This is a genomic window from Rhodanobacter sp. FW106-PBR-R2A-1-15 (assembly GCF_058789735.1).
The window spans coordinates 146422-162301 of sequence record NZ_JBYTEM010000001.1; the positions used below are offsets into that span (position 1 = coordinate 146422).

Consider the following 15880-nt stretch of genomic DNA (forward strand, 5'->3'; position numbering starts at 1 on the left):
CGCAGGATTGTCCGCGGACAGTCGTCCGCCCGCCGGCGGACAGCCGGACAGGTCGGCGGCGACCTGTGCCGCAAGTCATTTGCGATGCCATCGGGGTGCCGCTAGCCTGCGTGGACTTGTCCGTGAAAAGGAGGTTCACCCGTGAAAAAGAAGCCCCTTGTGCTGCTCGTCGCCGGCCTGCTCAACCTGGTTGGCGGTGTACCGCTGGCCCTGGCCGCTCCCACTCCCGACAGCGCTGTCGCGGTCGCGCTGACCCAGCAGATCCCCGAGCTCGCCTGGACCCGCTTCATCCTGCCGAACGGCCTGACCGTGGTGGTGCATGAGGACCGCAAGGCGCCGGTGGTGGCGGTGAGCGTGTGGTACCACGTCGGTTCGTCGTACGAGCCGAAGGGCAAGACCGGTTTCGCGCACCTGTTCGAGCACCTGATGTTCCAGGGCTCGGAGAACCACAAGGACGAATTCTTCAAGCCGTTCGAGCTGGCCGGCGCCACCGACCAGAACGGCACCACCTGGCTCGACCGCACCAACTACTTCGAGACGGTGCCCACCAGCGCGCTGGACATGGCGCTGTGGATGGAATCGGACCGCATGGGCCACCTGCTCGGCGCGATCGGCCAGCCGCAGCTCGACGAGCAGCGCGGCGTGGTGCAGAACGAGAAGCGCCAGGGCGAGAACCAGCCCTACGGCCGCGCCAGCGAGCTGATCCAGGCCGAGGCATTCCCGGCCAACCACCCGTACCACCACGACACCATCGGCTCGATGGACGACTTGAACACGGCCTCGCTGGGCGACGTCAAGCAGTGGTTCCGCGACTACTACGGCGCGGCCAACACGGTGGTGGTGCTGTCCGGCGACATCACGCCGGCGCTGGCGAAGGAGAAGATGCTGACGTACTTCGGCGACATCGCCGCCGGCCCGCAGGTGCCGCGGCCGCAGCCGTGGGTGGCGCCGCGCACGCAGTCCACGCGCGGCTCGATGACCGACAACGTGGCGCAGGTGCGCATCTATCGCGAGTGGAACGTGCCCGGCCGCGGCAGTCGCGACGAGAACCTGCTGGAACTGGCCGCCGCCGTGCTGGGCGGCAGCAAGACCTCGCGGCTGTACCAGCGGCTGGTCTACCGGGACAAGCTGGCCGACGACGTCTCGGTCGACGTCGAGCAGCACGTGCTGGCCAGCCTGTTCAACTTGCAGGTGGACGTGAAAAAAGGCGCCGACCCGGCCAAGGTCGAGGCAGCGATTGCCGACGAGTGGCGGAAATTCCTGAAGGACGGCCCCAGCGCCGACGAGCTGGCGCGGGTCAAGACGGAAACCCGCGCCTCGTTCGTGCGCGGGCTGGAGAAGGTCAACACGCAGGCCTCGATCCTGGCCCAGGGCCAGCTGTATCGCGACGACCCGGGCGCGTACCTGAAGGACTTCAGGGAGTACATGGCGGCTACGCCGGCGCAGGTCAGCGCGGTGGCGAACAAGTGGATCGCCAGGGGCGACTACACGCTGACCGTGGCGCCGGGCAAGGTCGAAGCCACCGACATGGCCACCGTGGCCGGCCGCGCCGCAGCCAGCGGTGCGCTGGCGCCGGTGCTGTCGGCGAAGGGCGACTACCGCTTGGTGAAGAGTGATCTCGACCGCAGCAAGGGCGTACCCGAGGTCGGCGTCTTCCCGGACCTCAGCTTCCCCGCCTTGCAGCGCGGCAAGCTGGACAACGGCGTCGAGGTGATCCTGGCCGAGCGCCACACGGTGCCGGCGGTGCAGCTGCAACTGCTGTTCGACGCCGGCTACGCCGCCGACCAGGGCCGCAAGCTCGGCACCTCCAGCTTTACCATGTCGATGCTGGACGAAGGCACCAAAACGCTCGATTCGGTGGAGATCGCGAAGCGCAAGCAGCGGCTTGGTGCGATCATCGCCAGCGGCTGCGGGCTGGACTACTGCAACGCCACGCTGAACGCCCTGGACGACCAGCTGAAGCCGTCGCTCGAGCTGTTCGCCGACATCGTGCGCAACCCGGCGTTCCGCGAGGCCGACATCGGCCGCCTGCGCGGCCAGTGGCTGGCGCGCATCGCGCAGGAGAAGAGCCAGCCCACCGGCATCGCGCTGCGCACCCTGCCGCCGCTGCTGTACGGCAAGGGCCACGCCTATGCGATCCCGTTCACCGGCACCGGCACCGAGGCGTCGATCACGTCGATCACCGCCGCCGACATGCGCGCGTTCATGGGTGACTTCATCCGCCCGGACAACCTGCGCATCCTGGTCGCCGGCGACACCACGCTGGACAGGATCATTCCGCCGTTGAACGCCGCGTTCGGCAACTGGAAGGCGCCGGTCGGCAAGGTGCCGGCGAAGAACATCGGCAAGGTCGCACCGCCGAAGCAGGTGCGCGTGTACCTGGTCGACCGCCCCGGCGCGCAGCAGAGCCTGATCCTCGCCGGCAGCCTGGCGCCGTCCACCGAGGCACCCGACAACCTGGAGATCCAGACCATGAACGGGGCCTTCGGCGGCACCTTCACCTCGCGCCTCAACATGAACCTGCGCGAGGACAAGCACTGGGCCTACGGCGCCTTCAGCTTCCTGCAGAACGCGCAGGGCCAGCGCCCGTTCATGCTGTATGCGCCGGTGCAGACCGACAAGACTGCGCCGTCGGTGGCCGAGATGCTGAAGGAGGCGAAGGCGGTGATCGGCGACCAGCCGCTGACCGCGCAGGAGATCGGCAAGATCAAGGTCGGCGACGTGCGCAGCATGCCGGGCAGCTACCAGACCACCGCGGCGGTGATGGGCGCGCTGCAGGGCATCGCGCTGTACAAGCGGCCGGACGATTACGTGCAGACCCTGAAGTCGCGCATCGAGGCGCAGACCGATGCGTCGGTGGAGGCGGCGGCGAAGCAGGTCATCCACCCCGACCAGCTGACCTGGGTGATCGTCGGCGACCTCAACAAGATCGAGGCGCCGATCCGCGCGCTGAAGCTCGGCGAGGTGCAGGTACTCGACGCCGACGGCAAGCCGGTGAAATGAGTCCGTGCGTGGCGCTGGTATCCGCCGCCGCCACGCGTTGTGCATCGGTTGGGGGACGCGCCGCCGTCCCCGCGCTAGGATGGAGGCTGGGCCGGCAACGCCCGGCCTCCTTCATGTCCAAGCCACCGTCGCGGAGCCACCCATGCGCAAGACCCTGCTGTTGCTCGTCCCCGTCCTCCTGCTCGGCGCCTGCAGCTGGGGCATCACCCTGGACGACGCCGCCAAGAACGTGCGCACGGCGTGGAGCGGCGACGTCTCCTCCTGCCGCGAGCTGGGCAAGGTCACCGTCTCGGTGATGAGCCGCGTCGGCCCGGTCGACCGCAACGACATCAAGGTGCGCGACGAACTGGAAGTGATGGCCCGCAACGAAGCCGCCAAAATGCACGCCGACACCATCAAGCCGCTGGCCGAACCGGCCGACGGCTCGCAGCCGTGGGGCGCGTACCAGTGTGGCGCCAACCGGCCCGCGCCGACCGGCGTGCCGGCCAGGTCCAGCTCGGCGCCGGGACAGACCCAGACATTCCCCATTCACGGCGGCTGAGCAGTTCCCGTCCGATCATCGGAAGGCGCCTTGGGGCGCCTTTTTTCATGCCCGCGGCGCCGGCTGCTTGCCTGGCGGCGGGGACATGCATAACATACACATATTGATATTACATAAATTGATAGAATCCATAGCAGCTAGTTGAACCATCCCATGAACAGTTTCCTCGCCACCGAGCAACGGCTTGCCGTCACCTGCCGCCGCCACCCCGCATTTCCGCGCGAGCCGGCGGTGCTGGTGCGGCTGGTCAAGCACGCCTACAAGCAGTTGCATGACGACGCCAATGCCCTGCTCAAGCCGTGGGGCATCAACCATCCGGAATACAACTTGCTGATGATGCTGTACGGCACCGAGGGGTACGCGCTGAACCCCACGCAGCTGGCCGAGGCGGCGGGCGAAAAATCCGCGAACATCACGCGGCTCGGCGACGCACTGTGCGACAAGGGGCTGATCGGGCGCGACGGCAGCAGCGAGGACCGGCGCAAGGTCACCTTCACCCTCACCGAGGCGGGCGTGGCGATGGTCGAGAGTTTCCTGCCCGGGGTCTGCAGTCTGCTGGAACGGCAGGGCGCCGGCCTGTCGCCGCGCGAATTGGCCCAGCTGGAAAAGCTGCTGAGGAAGTTCCTGGATCACCTCGGACAGAGCTGAGACATGTCCGCCGCCGCCGTCGAATCCGCGCAGCGACCATCGCGCCAGCCGTGGCTGGCCGACTTCCTCACCGGCGAGGGCCAGTCGTGGATCTTCGTGCTCAAGGCCGCGCTGGCGCTGTACGTGGCGACCTGGCTGGCGATGTGGCTGCAGCTGGAAAAGCCCTCGACCACGATGATCACCGTGCTGCTGCTGATGCATCCGCAGAGCGGCATGGTGCTGGCCAAGAGCTTCTACCGGGCGATCGGCACGTTGGCCGGCAGCGTGTTCGGCGTGCTGCTGATGGCGCTGTTCCCGCAGCAGCGCGAGCTGTTCCTGCTGTCGCTGTCGCTATGGGTGGCGCTGTGCGCCGGCGGCGCCACGCTGTACCGCAACTTCATGTCCTACGGCTTCATGCTGGCCGGCTACAGCGCCGCGATCGTGACCATGCCGGCGATCACCAACCCGCTCAACGTGTTCGATTCGGCGGTGATGCGGGTGAGCGAGGTGCTGCTGGGCGTGATCGTAGCCGGCGCGGTCAGCGACCTGGTCCTGCCGGGCCGCCTGCGCGAGGTGTTGCGACGCAGTGCGCGCGAACAGTTTGGCCACTTCCTGGATTTTGCCCGCAACAGCACCGGCGGCGCGATCGCCCGCGCCGACATGGAGCAAGCCTACCTGCGCTTCGTGCGCGCGGCGGTGCAGCTGGAAAACCTGCGCGCCGCGGTGATCTTCGAGGACCCCGAGGCGCGCGCGCGCAGCAGTCGCATCCGCCTGATCAACCAGCTCTACATGGCGGCCACCACCACCTTCCAGTCGGTGCATCACCTGATCAACCGGCTGCAGCGCAGCGGTCGGGCCGACGTCGCCGATGCATTGGTCGCGCTGTACCAGCCGATCGGCCAGGCACTGTCGCCGGAACCGGCGCAGCAGCACGACCCGGCGGTGCTGGCGCCGCGGCTGCAGGCCTGCGAGCGGAGCGTGCCGGCGCTGGCGCAGCAACTGCGCGCCACGCTGCCGCAAGTCGCGCAGACCGATTTCGACACCGGCGCGATCCTGCTGCAGCGCTTCGCCGACGAGCTGCGCGATTTCACCCTGGTCGAGAATTCGCTGCGTGCCAAGCGCCTGCGCGGCAACGTGGAGCGGGTGCAGTTCCGCCGCGGCAACGACCATGTCGGCGCCGGCCTGGCGGTGCTGCGCACTTTTTTCACCATGACCGCGCTGAGCGCGTTCTGGCTGGCCAGCGGCTGGCCGCATGGGGCCAGCGCGATGCTGATCGCCACGATCTTCGCCGGCCTGCTGTCGATGGCGCCGAACCCGGTTTCGACGGCGTTCCGCACCCTGTTCGCGCAGGGGCTGGGCATGGCGGCGGCATTCGTCGTCACGTTCGGCTTGCTGCCGAGTTGCGACGGCTACGCCATGTTCGTCATGGCCACGCTGCCGTTGCTGATTCCCGGCTACTACGTGCAGTCGAAGCCGGCGGTTTCGACCACGGGCGTGGGCTATGGCATCGGTTTCGTCTCCAGCATGCTGCTGACCAACCAGATGAGCTACGACCCGGCGTTCTTCCTCAACGAGGCGATCGCGCAGCTGGCCGGGTTCGCGCTCAGCGCGGTGGCCTTCATGGTGATTCCCGCGATCACCGGCAGCGGCTGGCAGCGCGCGCGCCAGCTGCGCCAGTTGCGCCGGCAGGTGGTGCAGGCCGCCAGTGCGCCGCTGGCGGGGTTGGCGTACCGCTTCGAGAGCGTCAATCGCGACCTGTTCCTGCAGGTGGTGACGTATACCCGGCCGGACAGCCGCGAGTCGCGCGACCTGCTGGCCTGGGCGCTGACCGTGCACGAGTGCGGCCGCGGCCTGATCGAACTGCGCCAGGACATGGCCGGCAGCCTGTTGCCGGCTACGGTGGAGCAACTTGCGCAGCAGGCGGTGCAGGCCGTGGCAAGGCTGTTCGAGGCGCCGGACCACGTGCGCTGGCAGCAGGCCGAGCAGGCCGTCGCCGCGGCGATCATGGGAATCTTGCGCAACCAGCCGGGCGCACAGTCCGGCAGTCGCCGCATGCTGTTGCACCTGCATCAACTGCGCAGCGTGCTGCGCGACGACGAGTCGGCGTTGGCACCGTACATGCCCACGGCGGCGGAGCCTGCCCATGCCTCTTGAAATAGTGATCGGCGGAGCCATGATGCCCAGCCTTGTCGTGGTCTTCGGCGGCTGCCTGCTGCTGATGTGGCTGCTCGACGCGGTGATCGGCCGGCTCGGCCTGTACCGCTACGTACTGCATCCGTCACTGGTGCGGCTGGCGCTGTTCGTCTGCCTGTTCGGCGCCGCCGGACTGCTGCTGATCCACTGAGTCCATGCCCATGAACAACAAACCCCTGCTGCTGCGCATTGCCGTCACCAGCGTCGTCGTCATCGTCGCCGCCCTGCTTGGCCACGCCCTGTGGAAGCACTACCTGTATTCGCCGTGGACACGCGACGGTCGCGTGCGCGCCGAAGTGGTGCGGATCGCGCCGGATGTCTCCGGCCTGGTTTCCGCCGTGGCGGTGAGCGACAACCAGCTGGTGCGCAAGGGCGACCTGCTGTTCGCCATCGACCCCGCCCGTTTCCGCTACGCGGTCGACCAGGCGCAGGCCAACCTGGACGCTGCCGAGGCCAGCGCCCGTGCCGCCGGCGCCAACATCAGCGCAGCGCTGGCCAGTGCCGCGGCACGCAAGGCCGAGTACCAGATGCGTGCGGAAGAGGCCGCGCGCCGCCAGCACCTGGGCGACGTCATCACCCGGGAGGAACGCACCGACGCCGCGGCCGTCGCCAATTCCGCCCGCGCCACCTGGGCGCAGGCTCGGGCCGGCGGCAGCCAGGCGTCGGCGGTACGCGAGCAGGCGCAGGCCGCGGTGGAGCAGGCGCAGGTCGCGCTGGATCGGGCGCGGCTCGATCTGGAACGCACCGAGGTACGCGCGCCGGTGGACGGCTACGTCACCAACCTCGATGTCCGCGTCGGCGACTATGCTGCCACCGGTAGTCCGCGGCTGGCGCTGATCGACAGCCACAGTTACTACCTGTACGGCTACTTCGAGGAAACCAAGCTGCCGCAGTTGCACGTGGGCGATCCGGTCGACATCCGGCTGATGGCCGGCGGCGTGAGGCTGAAGGGCACCATCACCGGCATCGCGCGCGGCATCACCGACCGCGACAACCCCACCGGCAACGACCTGCTGGCCGACGTCAACCCCACCTTCAACTGGGTGCGGCTGGCCCAGCGCGTGCCGGTGCGCATCGCGATCGACACCAGCCACCTGCCGGACGACACCCTGATCGCCGCCGGCATGACCGCCACCATCGAGGTGCAGTCGCGCGCGGCCGACAGGCAGCGGCGGTAGGCATGCCAGGCGTGGTTTGCGATGATGCGCGCTGTTGCCTGCCGACTCCGCCATGAACAAGTTGCTCACCGCACCGGGTCGTCTCGCGCGCCGCATGTTGCCGCTCCGGCGCAAACCGCGCTCACACGCCGATCTGCCGTTCTTCGCGGTGCCCGCCGAAGCCATCGCCGTGCTGCCCGATCCGGCCGCGTTCCGGCAGACGCTGCTGCGGCTGATCGCACAGGCCACGCGGCGCGTCGTGATCGTGGCGCTGTATCTGCAGGACGACGACGGCGGCCGCGAGGTGCTCGATGCGCTGCATGAGGCGAAGCGGCGTGTGCCGGGCTTGCAGGTATCCGTGTTCGTCGACTGGCATCGCGCGCAGCGCGGCCTGATCGGCAAGCAGAAAAGCGCAGGCAACGCGGGCATGTACCGCGAGGCCGCCGCGCGGTTCGGTACGGGCGTCGAGGTCTACGGCGTGCCGGTGCAGAACCGCGAGCTATTCGGCGTGCTGCACTTGAAGGGCTTCGTGATCGACGACGCGGTACTGTACAGCGGTGCCAGCCTCAACGATGTCTACCTGGCCCGGCACGGGCGCTACCGGCTCGACCGCTACCACCTGCTGCAGCATGCCGGCCTGGCCGATGCGATGGCCGGGTTCGTGCAGCAGCACTTTATCGGCAGCGAAGCCGTGCAGCGGCTGGACGTGGTCGAGGTGCCGTCCACGCGATCGCTGCAGCCGGCCATCCGCGAGTTGCGCCAGGACCTGCAGCGCGCCGCGTACGCAATTCCGCCCGATATCCTGGGCGCCGGCGAGGTCGCGGTGACGCCGCTGCTGGGCTTCGGCCGCGCCGACAACGCGCTGAACGCGACGCTGCTGGACCTGCTGCGCGGCGCGCGCGAGCGGGTGCTGCTGCTGACGCCTTACTTCAACCTGCCGCGGCCGGTGCGGGTGCTGCTGGGCCAGCTGCTGCGGCGTGGCTGCCGTATCGACATCATGGTCGGCGACAAGATCGCCAACGATTTCTACATTCCGCCGGGGCAGCCATTCAAGACCATCGGCCTGCTGCCGTACCTGTACGAGAACAACCTGCGCCGCTTCGCGCGGGCGCATCGCCGGCAGATCGACAGCGGCCAGCTCAACCTGCATCTGTGGCGCGACGGCGACAACAGCTACCACCTGAAGGGCCTGTTCATCGACGACGACGTGGCCGTGCTGACCGGCAACAACCTCAACCCGCGCGCATGGTCGCTGGACCTGGAGAACGGCCTGGTACTGCGCGACCCGGCGCATCTGCTGCAGGCGAAACACGCGGCGGAGTGGGCGGCCCTGCGCCGGCATGCCACGCGGCTGAGCGATGACCGTGCGCTGGAAAGCCCGCGGCGCTACCCGGCCGAAGTGCGCCGTCTGCTGCGCCGGGTGAACCGTGTCCGGCTGGACCGGCTGGTCAACCGCCTGCTGTAGGCGCGCGCTCGCGGGCGATGCCTTGAAAGCCGGGATTCGGGATTCGGGATTCGGGATTCGGGATTCGAAAGAGCATCGCTCGCGAGCGGGCTCCTACGGTTCAGCCGGGCGGGCGGTGTCCGCCCTACGATGCGGCGAGCCGGTTCAGCCGCATGCCCAGCCAGTTCCCCACGTTCGGCCACTCGTCGGCGAGGATGCTGAAGCAGACGGTGTTGCGCAGGCTGCCATCGGTGCGGCGCTTGTGGGCGCGCAGCACGCCTTCGCGCTGCGCGCCGAGGCGCTCGATCGCGCGCAGCGAGTCCTCGTTGTTCTCGTCGGTATGGAAGGCCACCGCCACGCAGTCCAGCGCCTCGAACGCGTGCTCCAGCAGCAGGCGCTTGCAGGCGGTGTTGAGGTGGGTCCGCTGCCAGCGCCTGGCGTACCAGGTGTAGCCGATGGCCAGCCGCGGCAGCGCGGCGTCGATCTCGTAGTAGCGGGTGCTGCCGACGATCTCGCCGCTGCCGGCCTCGCGCACGGCGAACGGCAGCATGTGCCCCTCGGCCTGGCCCTGCAGTGCCTTCTCGACGTAGCCGTGCGCCTGGCCCGGTGGCGGCACGCTGGTGACCGCGAGGTTCCACAGCTCGCCGTCGGCCGCGGCGGCTTCCAGTGCGGGCACGTGGTCGAGGCTCAGGGGTTCCAGCACGACGTACTCGTCGTGCAGGCGGAGCGGGGCGAACGGGTTCATGGGGAGTCCGGTGTTCAGGCGTCGAGGTCGGGGATCAGCTTGCTCTCGAGCCGGGCGATGTTGTCCTTCAGCAGCAGCTTGCGCTTCTTCAGCCGGGTCAGCTGCAGCTCATCGCGGCCGATCGCCGCGTCGAGCCGCTCGATCGCCGCGTCGAGGTCGCGGTGCTCCATCCGCAACTCGGCCAGCAGATGAACGATCTCGGCGTGATCCTGAACCTGCATGGCGATGACGACTGCTGGGGCGATTTTCCTAGTTTAACGCCGTTTGCGGGGCGGTAGCGGGGCGCCCGGGCAGCTACAATAGGCGTTCTTCTCCGTCCGATGGGTCGTCATGTCCGTCCAGTTCGAGATCCCCTGTCCGTCGGCTGCCGAGAGCGGCAAGCTGGCCCGGCGCCTGCGTCGCCAGGTCGGCCAGGCGATCGGCGATTTCGGCATGATCGAGGACGGCGACAAGGTGATGGTGTGCCTGTCCGGCGGCAAGGATTCGCACACCCTGCTGGATCTGCTGCTGCAGCTGCAGGCAAAGGCGCCGGTGCGCTTCGAGCTGATCGCGGTGAACCTGGACCAGAAGCAGCCGGGTTTTCCCGCGCACGTATTGCCGGAATATCTGAAATCGTGCGGCGTGCCGTTCCACATCATCGAGCAGGACACCTACAGCACGGTGACGCGGGTGATCCCGGCCGGCAAGACCCTGTGCAGCCTGTGTTCGCGGCTGCGCCGCGGTGCGCTGTACACCTGGGCGGCGGCAAACGGCATTACCAAGATCGCGCTCGGCCACCATCGTGATGACATCCTCGCCACGTTCTTCCTCAACCTGTTCTACCAGGCGCAGCTGAAGGCGATGCCGCCGAAGCTGCGCTCGGACGACGGCCGCCACGTGGTGATCCGCCCGCTGGCGTATTGCCGCGAAAGCGACATCGCCGAGTATGCGGCGCAGCAGCGGTTCCCGATCATCCCATGCAACCTGTGCGGCTCGCAGGACAACCTGCAGCGCCAGGCGGTGCAGCGCATGCTGGCCGAGTGGGAACGCCAGCAGCCCGGGCGCAGCGAGAATATCTTCCGCGCACTGGGCCATGTGTCGCCCTCGCACCTGGCGGACCGCACGCTGTTCGATTTCGCGCTGGGCGTAGCGGCCGTGTGGCCGACCGACGCGACGGACGCCGCGGCCGCGCCTGGACATTCTTCCCATCCACCTGTCGAGTAACCGCCGTGTCCTTCTTTGCATCCGTTGAAATGGCCCCGGGCGATCCGATCCTGGGTCTCACCGAAACCTACCTGGCCGATCCGCGTCCGGGCAAGATCAACCTCGGCGTGGGCATCTACGTCGACGAGCAGGGTCGCATCCCGCTGCTGCCGAGCGTGCACGAAGTGGAGCAGGCGCTGACCGCCGCGGCGAAGCCGCGCGGCTACCTGCCGATCGACGGCATGCCGGCGTACAACCTGGCGACCCAGCGGCTGGTGTTCGGCGTCGACTCGCCGCTGCTGGCGGCCGGCCGCGTGGCCACCGCACAGACCGTCGGCGGCAGCGGTGCGCTGCGGGTGGCGGCGGACCTGCTCAAGCAGGTGGCCGGGGCGGGCGCGAAGATCGCCATCAGCAACCCCAGCTGGGGCAACCACCACGCGGTGTTCCGCACCGCGGGCTTCGCCCTGGTCGACTACCGCTACTACGACGCGGCCAGCCACGGGCTGGACTTCGCCGGCATGCTGGAAGACCTCGGCCGGCTCGAAGCGGGCACCGTGGTGCTGCTGCACGCATGCTGCCACAACCCTACCGGCGTGGATCTGGACACGACGCAGTGGCAGCAGCTGATCGACCTGCTGAAGGAACGCCGGCTGCTGCCGTTCGTCGACATGGCCTACCAGGGCTTCGCCCAGGGCGCCGACGCCGATGCCGCCGGCGTGCGGCTGCTGGCCGCGTCGGGGATCAAGGCGTTCGTGGTGGCCAACTCGTATTCGAAGTCGTTCTCACTGTACGGCGAGCGGGTCGGTGCGCTGTCGGTGGTCGGCGCCGACCGCGACGAGGCGGCGCGGCTGCTGTCGAAGATCAAGCAGACCATCCGCGCGAACTATTCCAGCCCGTCCACGCACGGCGCCGCGCTGGTCGCCGGCGTGCTCGGCAGCACGGAACTGCATGCGCGCTGGGAGCAGGAGCTGGGTGGCATGCGCGGGCGCATCCACGCCATGCGCGCGGGCTTCGTCGAGAAACTGGCCGCGCTCGGCGCCGCGGATTTCGGCTTCATCAACCGCCAGGCCGGCATGTTCTCCTACTCCGGCCTGAGCAAGGCGCAGGTGCACCGGCTGCGCGACGAGCACGCGATCTACGCGCTGGACAGCGGCCGCATCTGCGTGGCCGCACTGAACCGGGCCAACCTCGACACGGTGGCTGCGGCGGTCGCTGCCGTTTCCCGCTGATACTCCTGATCGTCATCCCGGCGAAAGCCGGCTCGCGAAGGCAGGATGCCGAAGCGAACGCCACAGGCGGCCCGAAGGGCTGGCCGCAGGAAGCGGCCAGTAATCCAGTGCCTTTGACCATGTCGAGGCGCTGGATTCCGGCTTTCGCCGGAATGACGGCTAAACCAGCTGCTTCTCGCAGCATTGAACCGGATACCGAATGTTCTTTCGCAACCTCACGCTGTTCCGTTTTTCCCCCGCCGTCGCCGCCGATCTCGACCGCATCGACGAAGTGCTGGCCGAGCACCGGCTGCGCCCGTGCGGGCCGCTGGAAATGTTCACCAAGGGTTTCGTGCCGCCGGTCGGCCGTGGCGAGGGCGAGCCGCTCACGCACACGGTGAAGCAGTGCACGCTGCTGACCGTGGGCGGCGAGGACAAGCTGCTGCCGGCCGCGGTGATCAACGACGAACTGCAACGCAAGGTGCAGAAGATCGCCGAGGAGGAAGGCCGCAAGGTCGGCGGCCGCGAGCGCAAGCGGATCAAGGAAGACCTGCTGACCGAACTGCTGCCGCGCGCGTTCGTGCGCAACTCGCGCATGTCTGCCTATGTCGACCGGAAGCACGGCTGGCTGGTGTTGGACACTTCCAGCCGCAAGTCGGCCGAGAACGCGCTGACCCAGATCCGCGAGGCGCTGGGCAGCTTCCCGGCGGTGCCGCTGGCGCCGGAGGAAGGCCCGCGCGTGCTGATGACCGACTGGCTGGCCACCGGCAACCTGCCGGCCGGGCTCACCCTGGGCGATGAGTGCGAGCTGCGCGACCCGGCCACCGCCACCGGCGCGATCGCACGCTGCCGCCGGCAGGACCTGGACGCCGAGGAGGTCAAGGAGCACCTGCGCAACGGCAAGCAGGTGTTCATGCTCGGTCTCACCTTCGATGAGAGGATCAGTTTCGTGCTGGGCGAAGACCTCATCGTGCGCAAGCTGAAGTTCCTCGACGTGGTGATGGATGAGCTGGGCGACAGCCAGCAGGACGCCCATGCCGAGCTGGATGCCGGCTTCGCCCTGCTGACGCTGGAGCTGGAGCGTCTGCTGGGCAAGCTGGAGGAGTGGTTCGGGCTGCCGCGCCCGGCCGATAGCTGAACGAGAAAGCCATATCGCCGGAACGTCCGGCGCGCCATACTTGGCGTCCGGCCGCTTGCGGGCGGCGGATTCCCCCGTTGATCAGCACAGGGCCGGGCAAGAAGCAGGCAGGATCATGGCGCAGCATCTGGAAGGCGACTGGCTGGAACTGGCCACCGTGGGCGGCAGCATCATCCGGGTGCTGAAGGCCGCCCATCCGCGTGCCCGTCGGCTGCGCCTCACGGTGACGCCGCAGGGCGCGAGGGTCACCTATCCGCTAGGCACCCACCCGGCCCAGGTCAGCGCGTTCCTGCGCAGCCACGCCGACTGGCTGGAGCAGAAGCTCGACGAGCTGAACCTGATCGTGAAGCCGCTGCCGCCGCTGCGCGTGGGCTACCCGTGCAGCTTCCCGCTGCGCGGCGAGACGGCGACGCTCGACTGGATCGAAGGCGCCTACCCGAAGGTCGAGCCACATGCGGCGGGGCTGACGCTGGTGATCCCGCGTCCGCACACCCGCGCGCTGCCGATCGCCCGCGGCCTGCTCGCCTCGCATCTGGAAGCGCTGATCCGCCGCGACGTCTCGCGCTGGCTGGCCGGCTACGTGCCGCAGCTGGGGCTGGCGCCCACCGCGCTGAAGATCCGCCCGATGAAAAGCCTGTGGGGCAGCCTGGACACGCGCGACCGCATCAATCTCGACCTCGCGCTGGCGCTGGCGCCGCCGACGGCGTTGCGCTACGTGCTGGTGCACGAGCTGTGCCATCTCAAGGTACGCAACCACTCGCCGCGGTTCTGGGCGCAGGTCGAGAACCTGTTTCCGGACTGGCGCGAGCAGCGCGACTGGCTGCGCCAGCACGGCGCGATCCTCAAGGCCGAACTCGACCGGCTGGTCGACGACGTGGCCGACTGACGTCCGCGTGCGGCCGGCTCAGTGGTTCCTGGGCCGGCGCACGTACTTCGTGCCCAGCAGCACATCCCACAGCAGCGTGGTGACGCCGAAGTTGCAGTCCGGGTGATAGTGGTGCACGTGGTGGGCGCCGGCCCAGCGCCGCAGCAGCGGCTGCTTGAAGCGCACGTGGTGGATGATGAAGTGGCTCAGGCCGTAGACGATGTAGCCGAAGGTGATCGCGCTGGCCAGCAGCAGGGCGAAGCCGGTCGGCATGACCAGCGCGACTACGCCGGCCAGCGCCAGCAGTACTGTCGGCGGCAGGAAGAACGGCAGCGAATCGTAGCCCAGTGGCCGCTGATGATGCATGTCGTGACCCTGCGTGAACAGCGGGATCCGCGTGTGGAACATCCAGCGATGGAAGAAGTACTCGATGAAGCTGAAGGCGAACAGGCCCAGCAGCAGCGCCAGCAGTGCGCTCCACGCGCCGCCCGCGTGCAGTCGCCAACCGGCGACCAGCAGCGCCAGACACAGGACGACATCCACCCCCAGCTCGGTCCAGTAGTTGGCGCGGGTGGCGGACATCCGCACCACCGCGTCGACGAAGATGCGCCAGGGATTCCGTTTCATCGCTTGCTGCACCGTCCTGCCTTCCTGCGCACGGGAACGCCAGGCCGCGGCGTCACGTCGGCATTCTCCCACGGTGTCACACGCGTTTCATTATGTCATGGCAGGGCGGCGGCGCTCCGTTCAGCATCCTGCAGGTGGCTGCCGCATCCCGCTCAGTGCGACAGCGCGAAGCCGGTGAGGATCTGCGCGGTCTGTTCGGGCTTTTCCAGCATCGGCATGTGGTTGCAGCCGTTGATGGTGCTGGTGCTGATCGCGCTGGCGGCGGTCAGGCCGTTGCGCAGGCTGTCCAGCGCGGAAATGTCCACGATCTTGTCGTCGTGGCACCACATGCCCAGCACTGGCATGCTGAGCCGGCCCAGCCGGTTCTGCACCGAAAGGTACTGACCCGGATCGCGCAGCTCGTTGAAGCTGCGCTCGATGAAGGCGCGGTCGCGCTGGTTGCGCTGGATGAACACATCGACGAAGCGGCCGGACAGGTCGAGCGGCTTGTCGAACGCCAGCGCGGTGGCACGCTCGAAGCCGGTGCGGTCGTCGAACACGAACGGGTTCCTGCCGGCTAGCGCCTCGCGGTCGAACGCGTTCACCTTGCCCTTCAGGCCGAACGCGTCGAGCAGCGCCAGCGCGGACACATGCTCGGGATGGTCGCTGGCATACACGCCGGCGATCGCACCGCCCATCGAGTGACCGACCAGCAGGAAGCGCTGCAGGCCCAGGGTTTGCACGAACGCGTCGAGGCGCCCGGCCTGGGCGTCGATGTTGTAGCTGGCGCCGGGCACCCGCGAGGACTCGCCCCAGCCGGGCAGGTCGGGGATGATCAGGTGGAAGTGCGGCGTCAGCAGCTTCGCCGTCTGCAGCCACAGGGTCTTGTCCGCGTCGAAGCCGTGCAGCAGCACGATGGTCGGCCCCTGGCCGCCTTCGTAGTAGACCCAGTGCGTGTCGCCGGCCTGCACCGAATGTTTCTCCAGGTGCGCCGCCATCACCTCGCGGGTGACGTGCGCCTGCAGCAGCCACTGCGGCGCAAACAGGTAGCTGCCGCCCAGCACGATGACCAGCAGCGCCACCAGCCAGCCCAGGAATTTCAACCGGCGCAGCAGCATGCGTTTCCAGAGCGGGGTGGTGCTGTTCGTCGATGGCGGCATGAGCACTCCTT

General features: G+C 68.4%; 15 protein-coding genes. 11 read left to right on the forward strand and 4 right to left on the reverse strand.

Features of this window, described 5'->3' with window-relative positions; genetic code table 11:
* Positions 1–141 precede the first annotated feature (141 nt).
* The 7 genes from AC3WTD_RS00565 (at position 142) to pssA (ending at position 8986) form a co-directional block, all read left to right on the forward strand.
* Positions 142–3003: a M16 family metallopeptidase gene (locus AC3WTD_RS00565; protein WP_492612702.1), complete on the forward strand. Its 2862-nt coding sequence runs from the start codon at positions 142–144 to the stop codon at positions 3001–3003.
* A gap of 142 nt (positions 3004–3145) precedes the next feature.
* A complete protein-coding gene (locus AC3WTD_RS00570) occupies positions 3146–3544 on the forward strand; it encodes a DUF4156 domain-containing protein (protein ID WP_027491335.1) in 399 nt (132 codons plus the stop codon).
* A gap of 153 nt (positions 3545–3697) precedes the next feature.
* A complete protein-coding gene (locus AC3WTD_RS00575) occupies positions 3698–4192 on the forward strand; it encodes a MarR family transcriptional regulator (protein ID WP_027491334.1) in 495 nt (164 codons plus the stop codon).
* Between the two features lie 3 nt (positions 4193–4195).
* Positions 4196–6325: an FUSC family protein gene (locus AC3WTD_RS00580; protein ID WP_492612703.1), complete on the forward strand. Its 2130-nt coding sequence runs from the start codon at positions 4196–4198 to the stop codon at positions 6323–6325.
* Positions 6315–6515, forward strand: coding sequence for a DUF1656 domain-containing protein (locus AC3WTD_RS00585; RefSeq protein WP_027491332.1), 201 nt, complete (start codon positions 6315–6317; stop codon positions 6513–6515). Before AC3WTD_RS00580 ends, AC3WTD_RS00585 begins: the two co-directional genes overlap by 11 nt.
* Before the next feature lie 10 nt (positions 6516–6525).
* Positions 6526–7542 carry an HlyD family secretion protein gene (locus AC3WTD_RS00590; RefSeq protein WP_492612704.1) on the forward strand — a complete coding sequence of 339 codons (1017 nt, stop codon included), beginning with the start codon at positions 6526–6528 and terminating at the stop codon, positions 7540–7542.
* A 52-nt stretch (positions 7543–7594) separates the two neighbouring features.
* Complete coding sequence (gene pssA / locus AC3WTD_RS00595; protein WP_492612705.1) at positions 7595–8986, forward strand: CDP-diacylglycerol--serine O-phosphatidyltransferase; 1392 nt, start codon at positions 7595–7597, stop codon at positions 8984–8986.
* 124 nt (positions 8987–9110) lie between these two features.
* On the opposite strand, the gene AC3WTD_RS00600 is transcribed toward pssA, so the two are convergent.
* Together AC3WTD_RS00600 and AC3WTD_RS00605 are read right to left on the reverse strand one after the other, a co-directional pair.
* Entirely contained in the window at positions 9111–9710 is a 600-nt protein-coding gene (locus tag AC3WTD_RS00600; protein ID WP_027491329.1) for a GNAT family N-acetyltransferase, read from the reverse strand.
* 14 nt (positions 9711–9724) lie between these two features.
* Positions 9725–9931: a YdcH family protein gene (locus AC3WTD_RS00605; protein ID WP_027491328.1), complete on the reverse strand. Its 207-nt coding sequence runs from the start codon at positions 9929–9931 to the stop codon at positions 9725–9727.
* A 109-nt stretch (positions 9932–10040) separates the two neighbouring features.
* Between AC3WTD_RS00605 and ttcA the strand changes: the two genes are divergently transcribed.
* The 4 genes from ttcA to AC3WTD_RS00625 all read left to right on the forward strand — a co-directional run bounded on the left by ttcA (position 10041) and on the right by AC3WTD_RS00625 (position 14124).
* Positions 10041–10913, forward strand: coding sequence for a tRNA 2-thiocytidine(32) synthetase TtcA (ttcA, locus tag AC3WTD_RS00610; RefSeq protein WP_492612706.1), 873 nt, complete (start codon positions 10041–10043; stop codon positions 10911–10913).
* Positions 10914–10918: 5 nt separating this feature from the next.
* Entirely contained in the window at positions 10919–12121 is a 1203-nt protein-coding gene (locus tag AC3WTD_RS00615; protein WP_027491326.1) for an amino acid aminotransferase, read from the forward strand.
* A gap of 199 nt (positions 12122–12320) precedes the next feature.
* The gene (locus AC3WTD_RS00620) at positions 12321–13238 is read left to right on the forward strand and encodes a recombination-associated protein RdgC (RefSeq protein ID WP_027491325.1); all 918 of its coding nucleotides are present in this window, start codon (positions 12321–12323) and stop codon (positions 13236–13238) included.
* Positions 13239–13353: 115 nt separating this feature from the next.
* Positions 13354–14124 carry a M48 family metallopeptidase gene (locus tag AC3WTD_RS00625; RefSeq protein WP_027491324.1) on the forward strand — a complete coding sequence of 257 codons (771 nt, stop codon included), beginning with the start codon at positions 13354–13356 and terminating at the stop codon, positions 14122–14124.
* 18 nt (positions 14125–14142) lie between these two features.
* On the opposite strand, the gene AC3WTD_RS00630 is transcribed toward AC3WTD_RS00625, so the two are convergent.
* Together AC3WTD_RS00630 and AC3WTD_RS00635 are read right to left on the reverse strand one after the other, a co-directional pair.
* Positions 14143–14730, reverse strand: coding sequence for a sterol desaturase family protein (locus AC3WTD_RS00630; RefSeq protein ID WP_492612707.1), 588 nt, complete (start codon positions 14728–14730; stop codon positions 14143–14145).
* Between the two features lie 152 nt (positions 14731–14882).
* Positions 14883–15827, reverse strand: coding sequence for an alpha/beta fold hydrolase (locus AC3WTD_RS00635; protein WP_492612764.1), 945 nt, complete (start codon positions 15825–15827; stop codon positions 14883–14885).
* Positions 15828–15880: the final 53 nt, after the last annotated feature.

Excerpts from the sequence above, each read along its gene's own strand:
- AC3WTD_RS00570 (WP_027491335.1), top strand. The coding sequence starts at position 3,146 with ATGCGCAAGACCCTGCTGTTGCTCGTCCCCGTCCTCCTGCTCGGCGCC.
- AC3WTD_RS00575 (WP_027491334.1), top strand. The coding sequence starts at position 3,698 with ATGAACAGTTTCCTCGCCACCGAGCAACGGCTTGCCGTCACCTGCCGC.
- AC3WTD_RS00580 (WP_492612703.1), top strand. The coding sequence starts at position 4,196 with ATGTCCGCCGCCGCCGTCGAATCCGCGCAGCGACCATCGCGCCAGCCG.
- AC3WTD_RS00585 (WP_027491332.1), top strand. The coding sequence starts at position 6,315 with ATGCCTCTTGAAATAGTGATCGGCGGAGCCATGATGCCCAGCCTTGTC.
- AC3WTD_RS00590 (WP_492612704.1), top strand. The coding sequence starts at position 6,526 with ATGAACAACAAACCCCTGCTGCTGCGCATTGCCGTCACCAGCGTCGTC.
- pssA (WP_492612705.1), top strand. The coding sequence starts at position 7,595 with ATGAACAAGTTGCTCACCGCACCGGGTCGTCTCGCGCGCCGCATGTTG.
- AC3WTD_RS00600 (WP_027491329.1), bottom strand. The coding sequence starts at position 9,710 with ATGAACCCGTTCGCCCCGCTCCGCCTGCACGACGAGTACGTCGTGCTG.
- AC3WTD_RS00605 (WP_027491328.1), bottom strand. The coding sequence starts at position 9,931 with ATGCAGGTTCAGGATCACGCCGAGATCGTTCATCTGCTGGCCGAGTTG.
- ttcA (WP_492612706.1), top strand. The coding sequence starts at position 10,041 with ATGTCCGTCCAGTTCGAGATCCCCTGTCCGTCGGCTGCCGAGAGCGGC.
- AC3WTD_RS00620 (WP_027491325.1), top strand. The coding sequence starts at position 12,321 with ATGTTCTTTCGCAACCTCACGCTGTTCCGTTTTTCCCCCGCCGTCGCC.
- AC3WTD_RS00625 (WP_027491324.1), top strand. The coding sequence starts at position 13,354 with ATGGCGCAGCATCTGGAAGGCGACTGGCTGGAACTGGCCACCGTGGGC.
- AC3WTD_RS00630 (WP_492612707.1), bottom strand. The coding sequence starts at position 14,730 with ATGAAACGGAATCCCTGGCGCATCTTCGTCGACGCGGTGGTGCGGATG.
- AC3WTD_RS00635 (WP_492612764.1), bottom strand. The coding sequence starts at position 15,827 with ATGCTGCTGCGCCGGTTGAAATTCCTGGGCTGGCTGGTGGCGCTGCTG.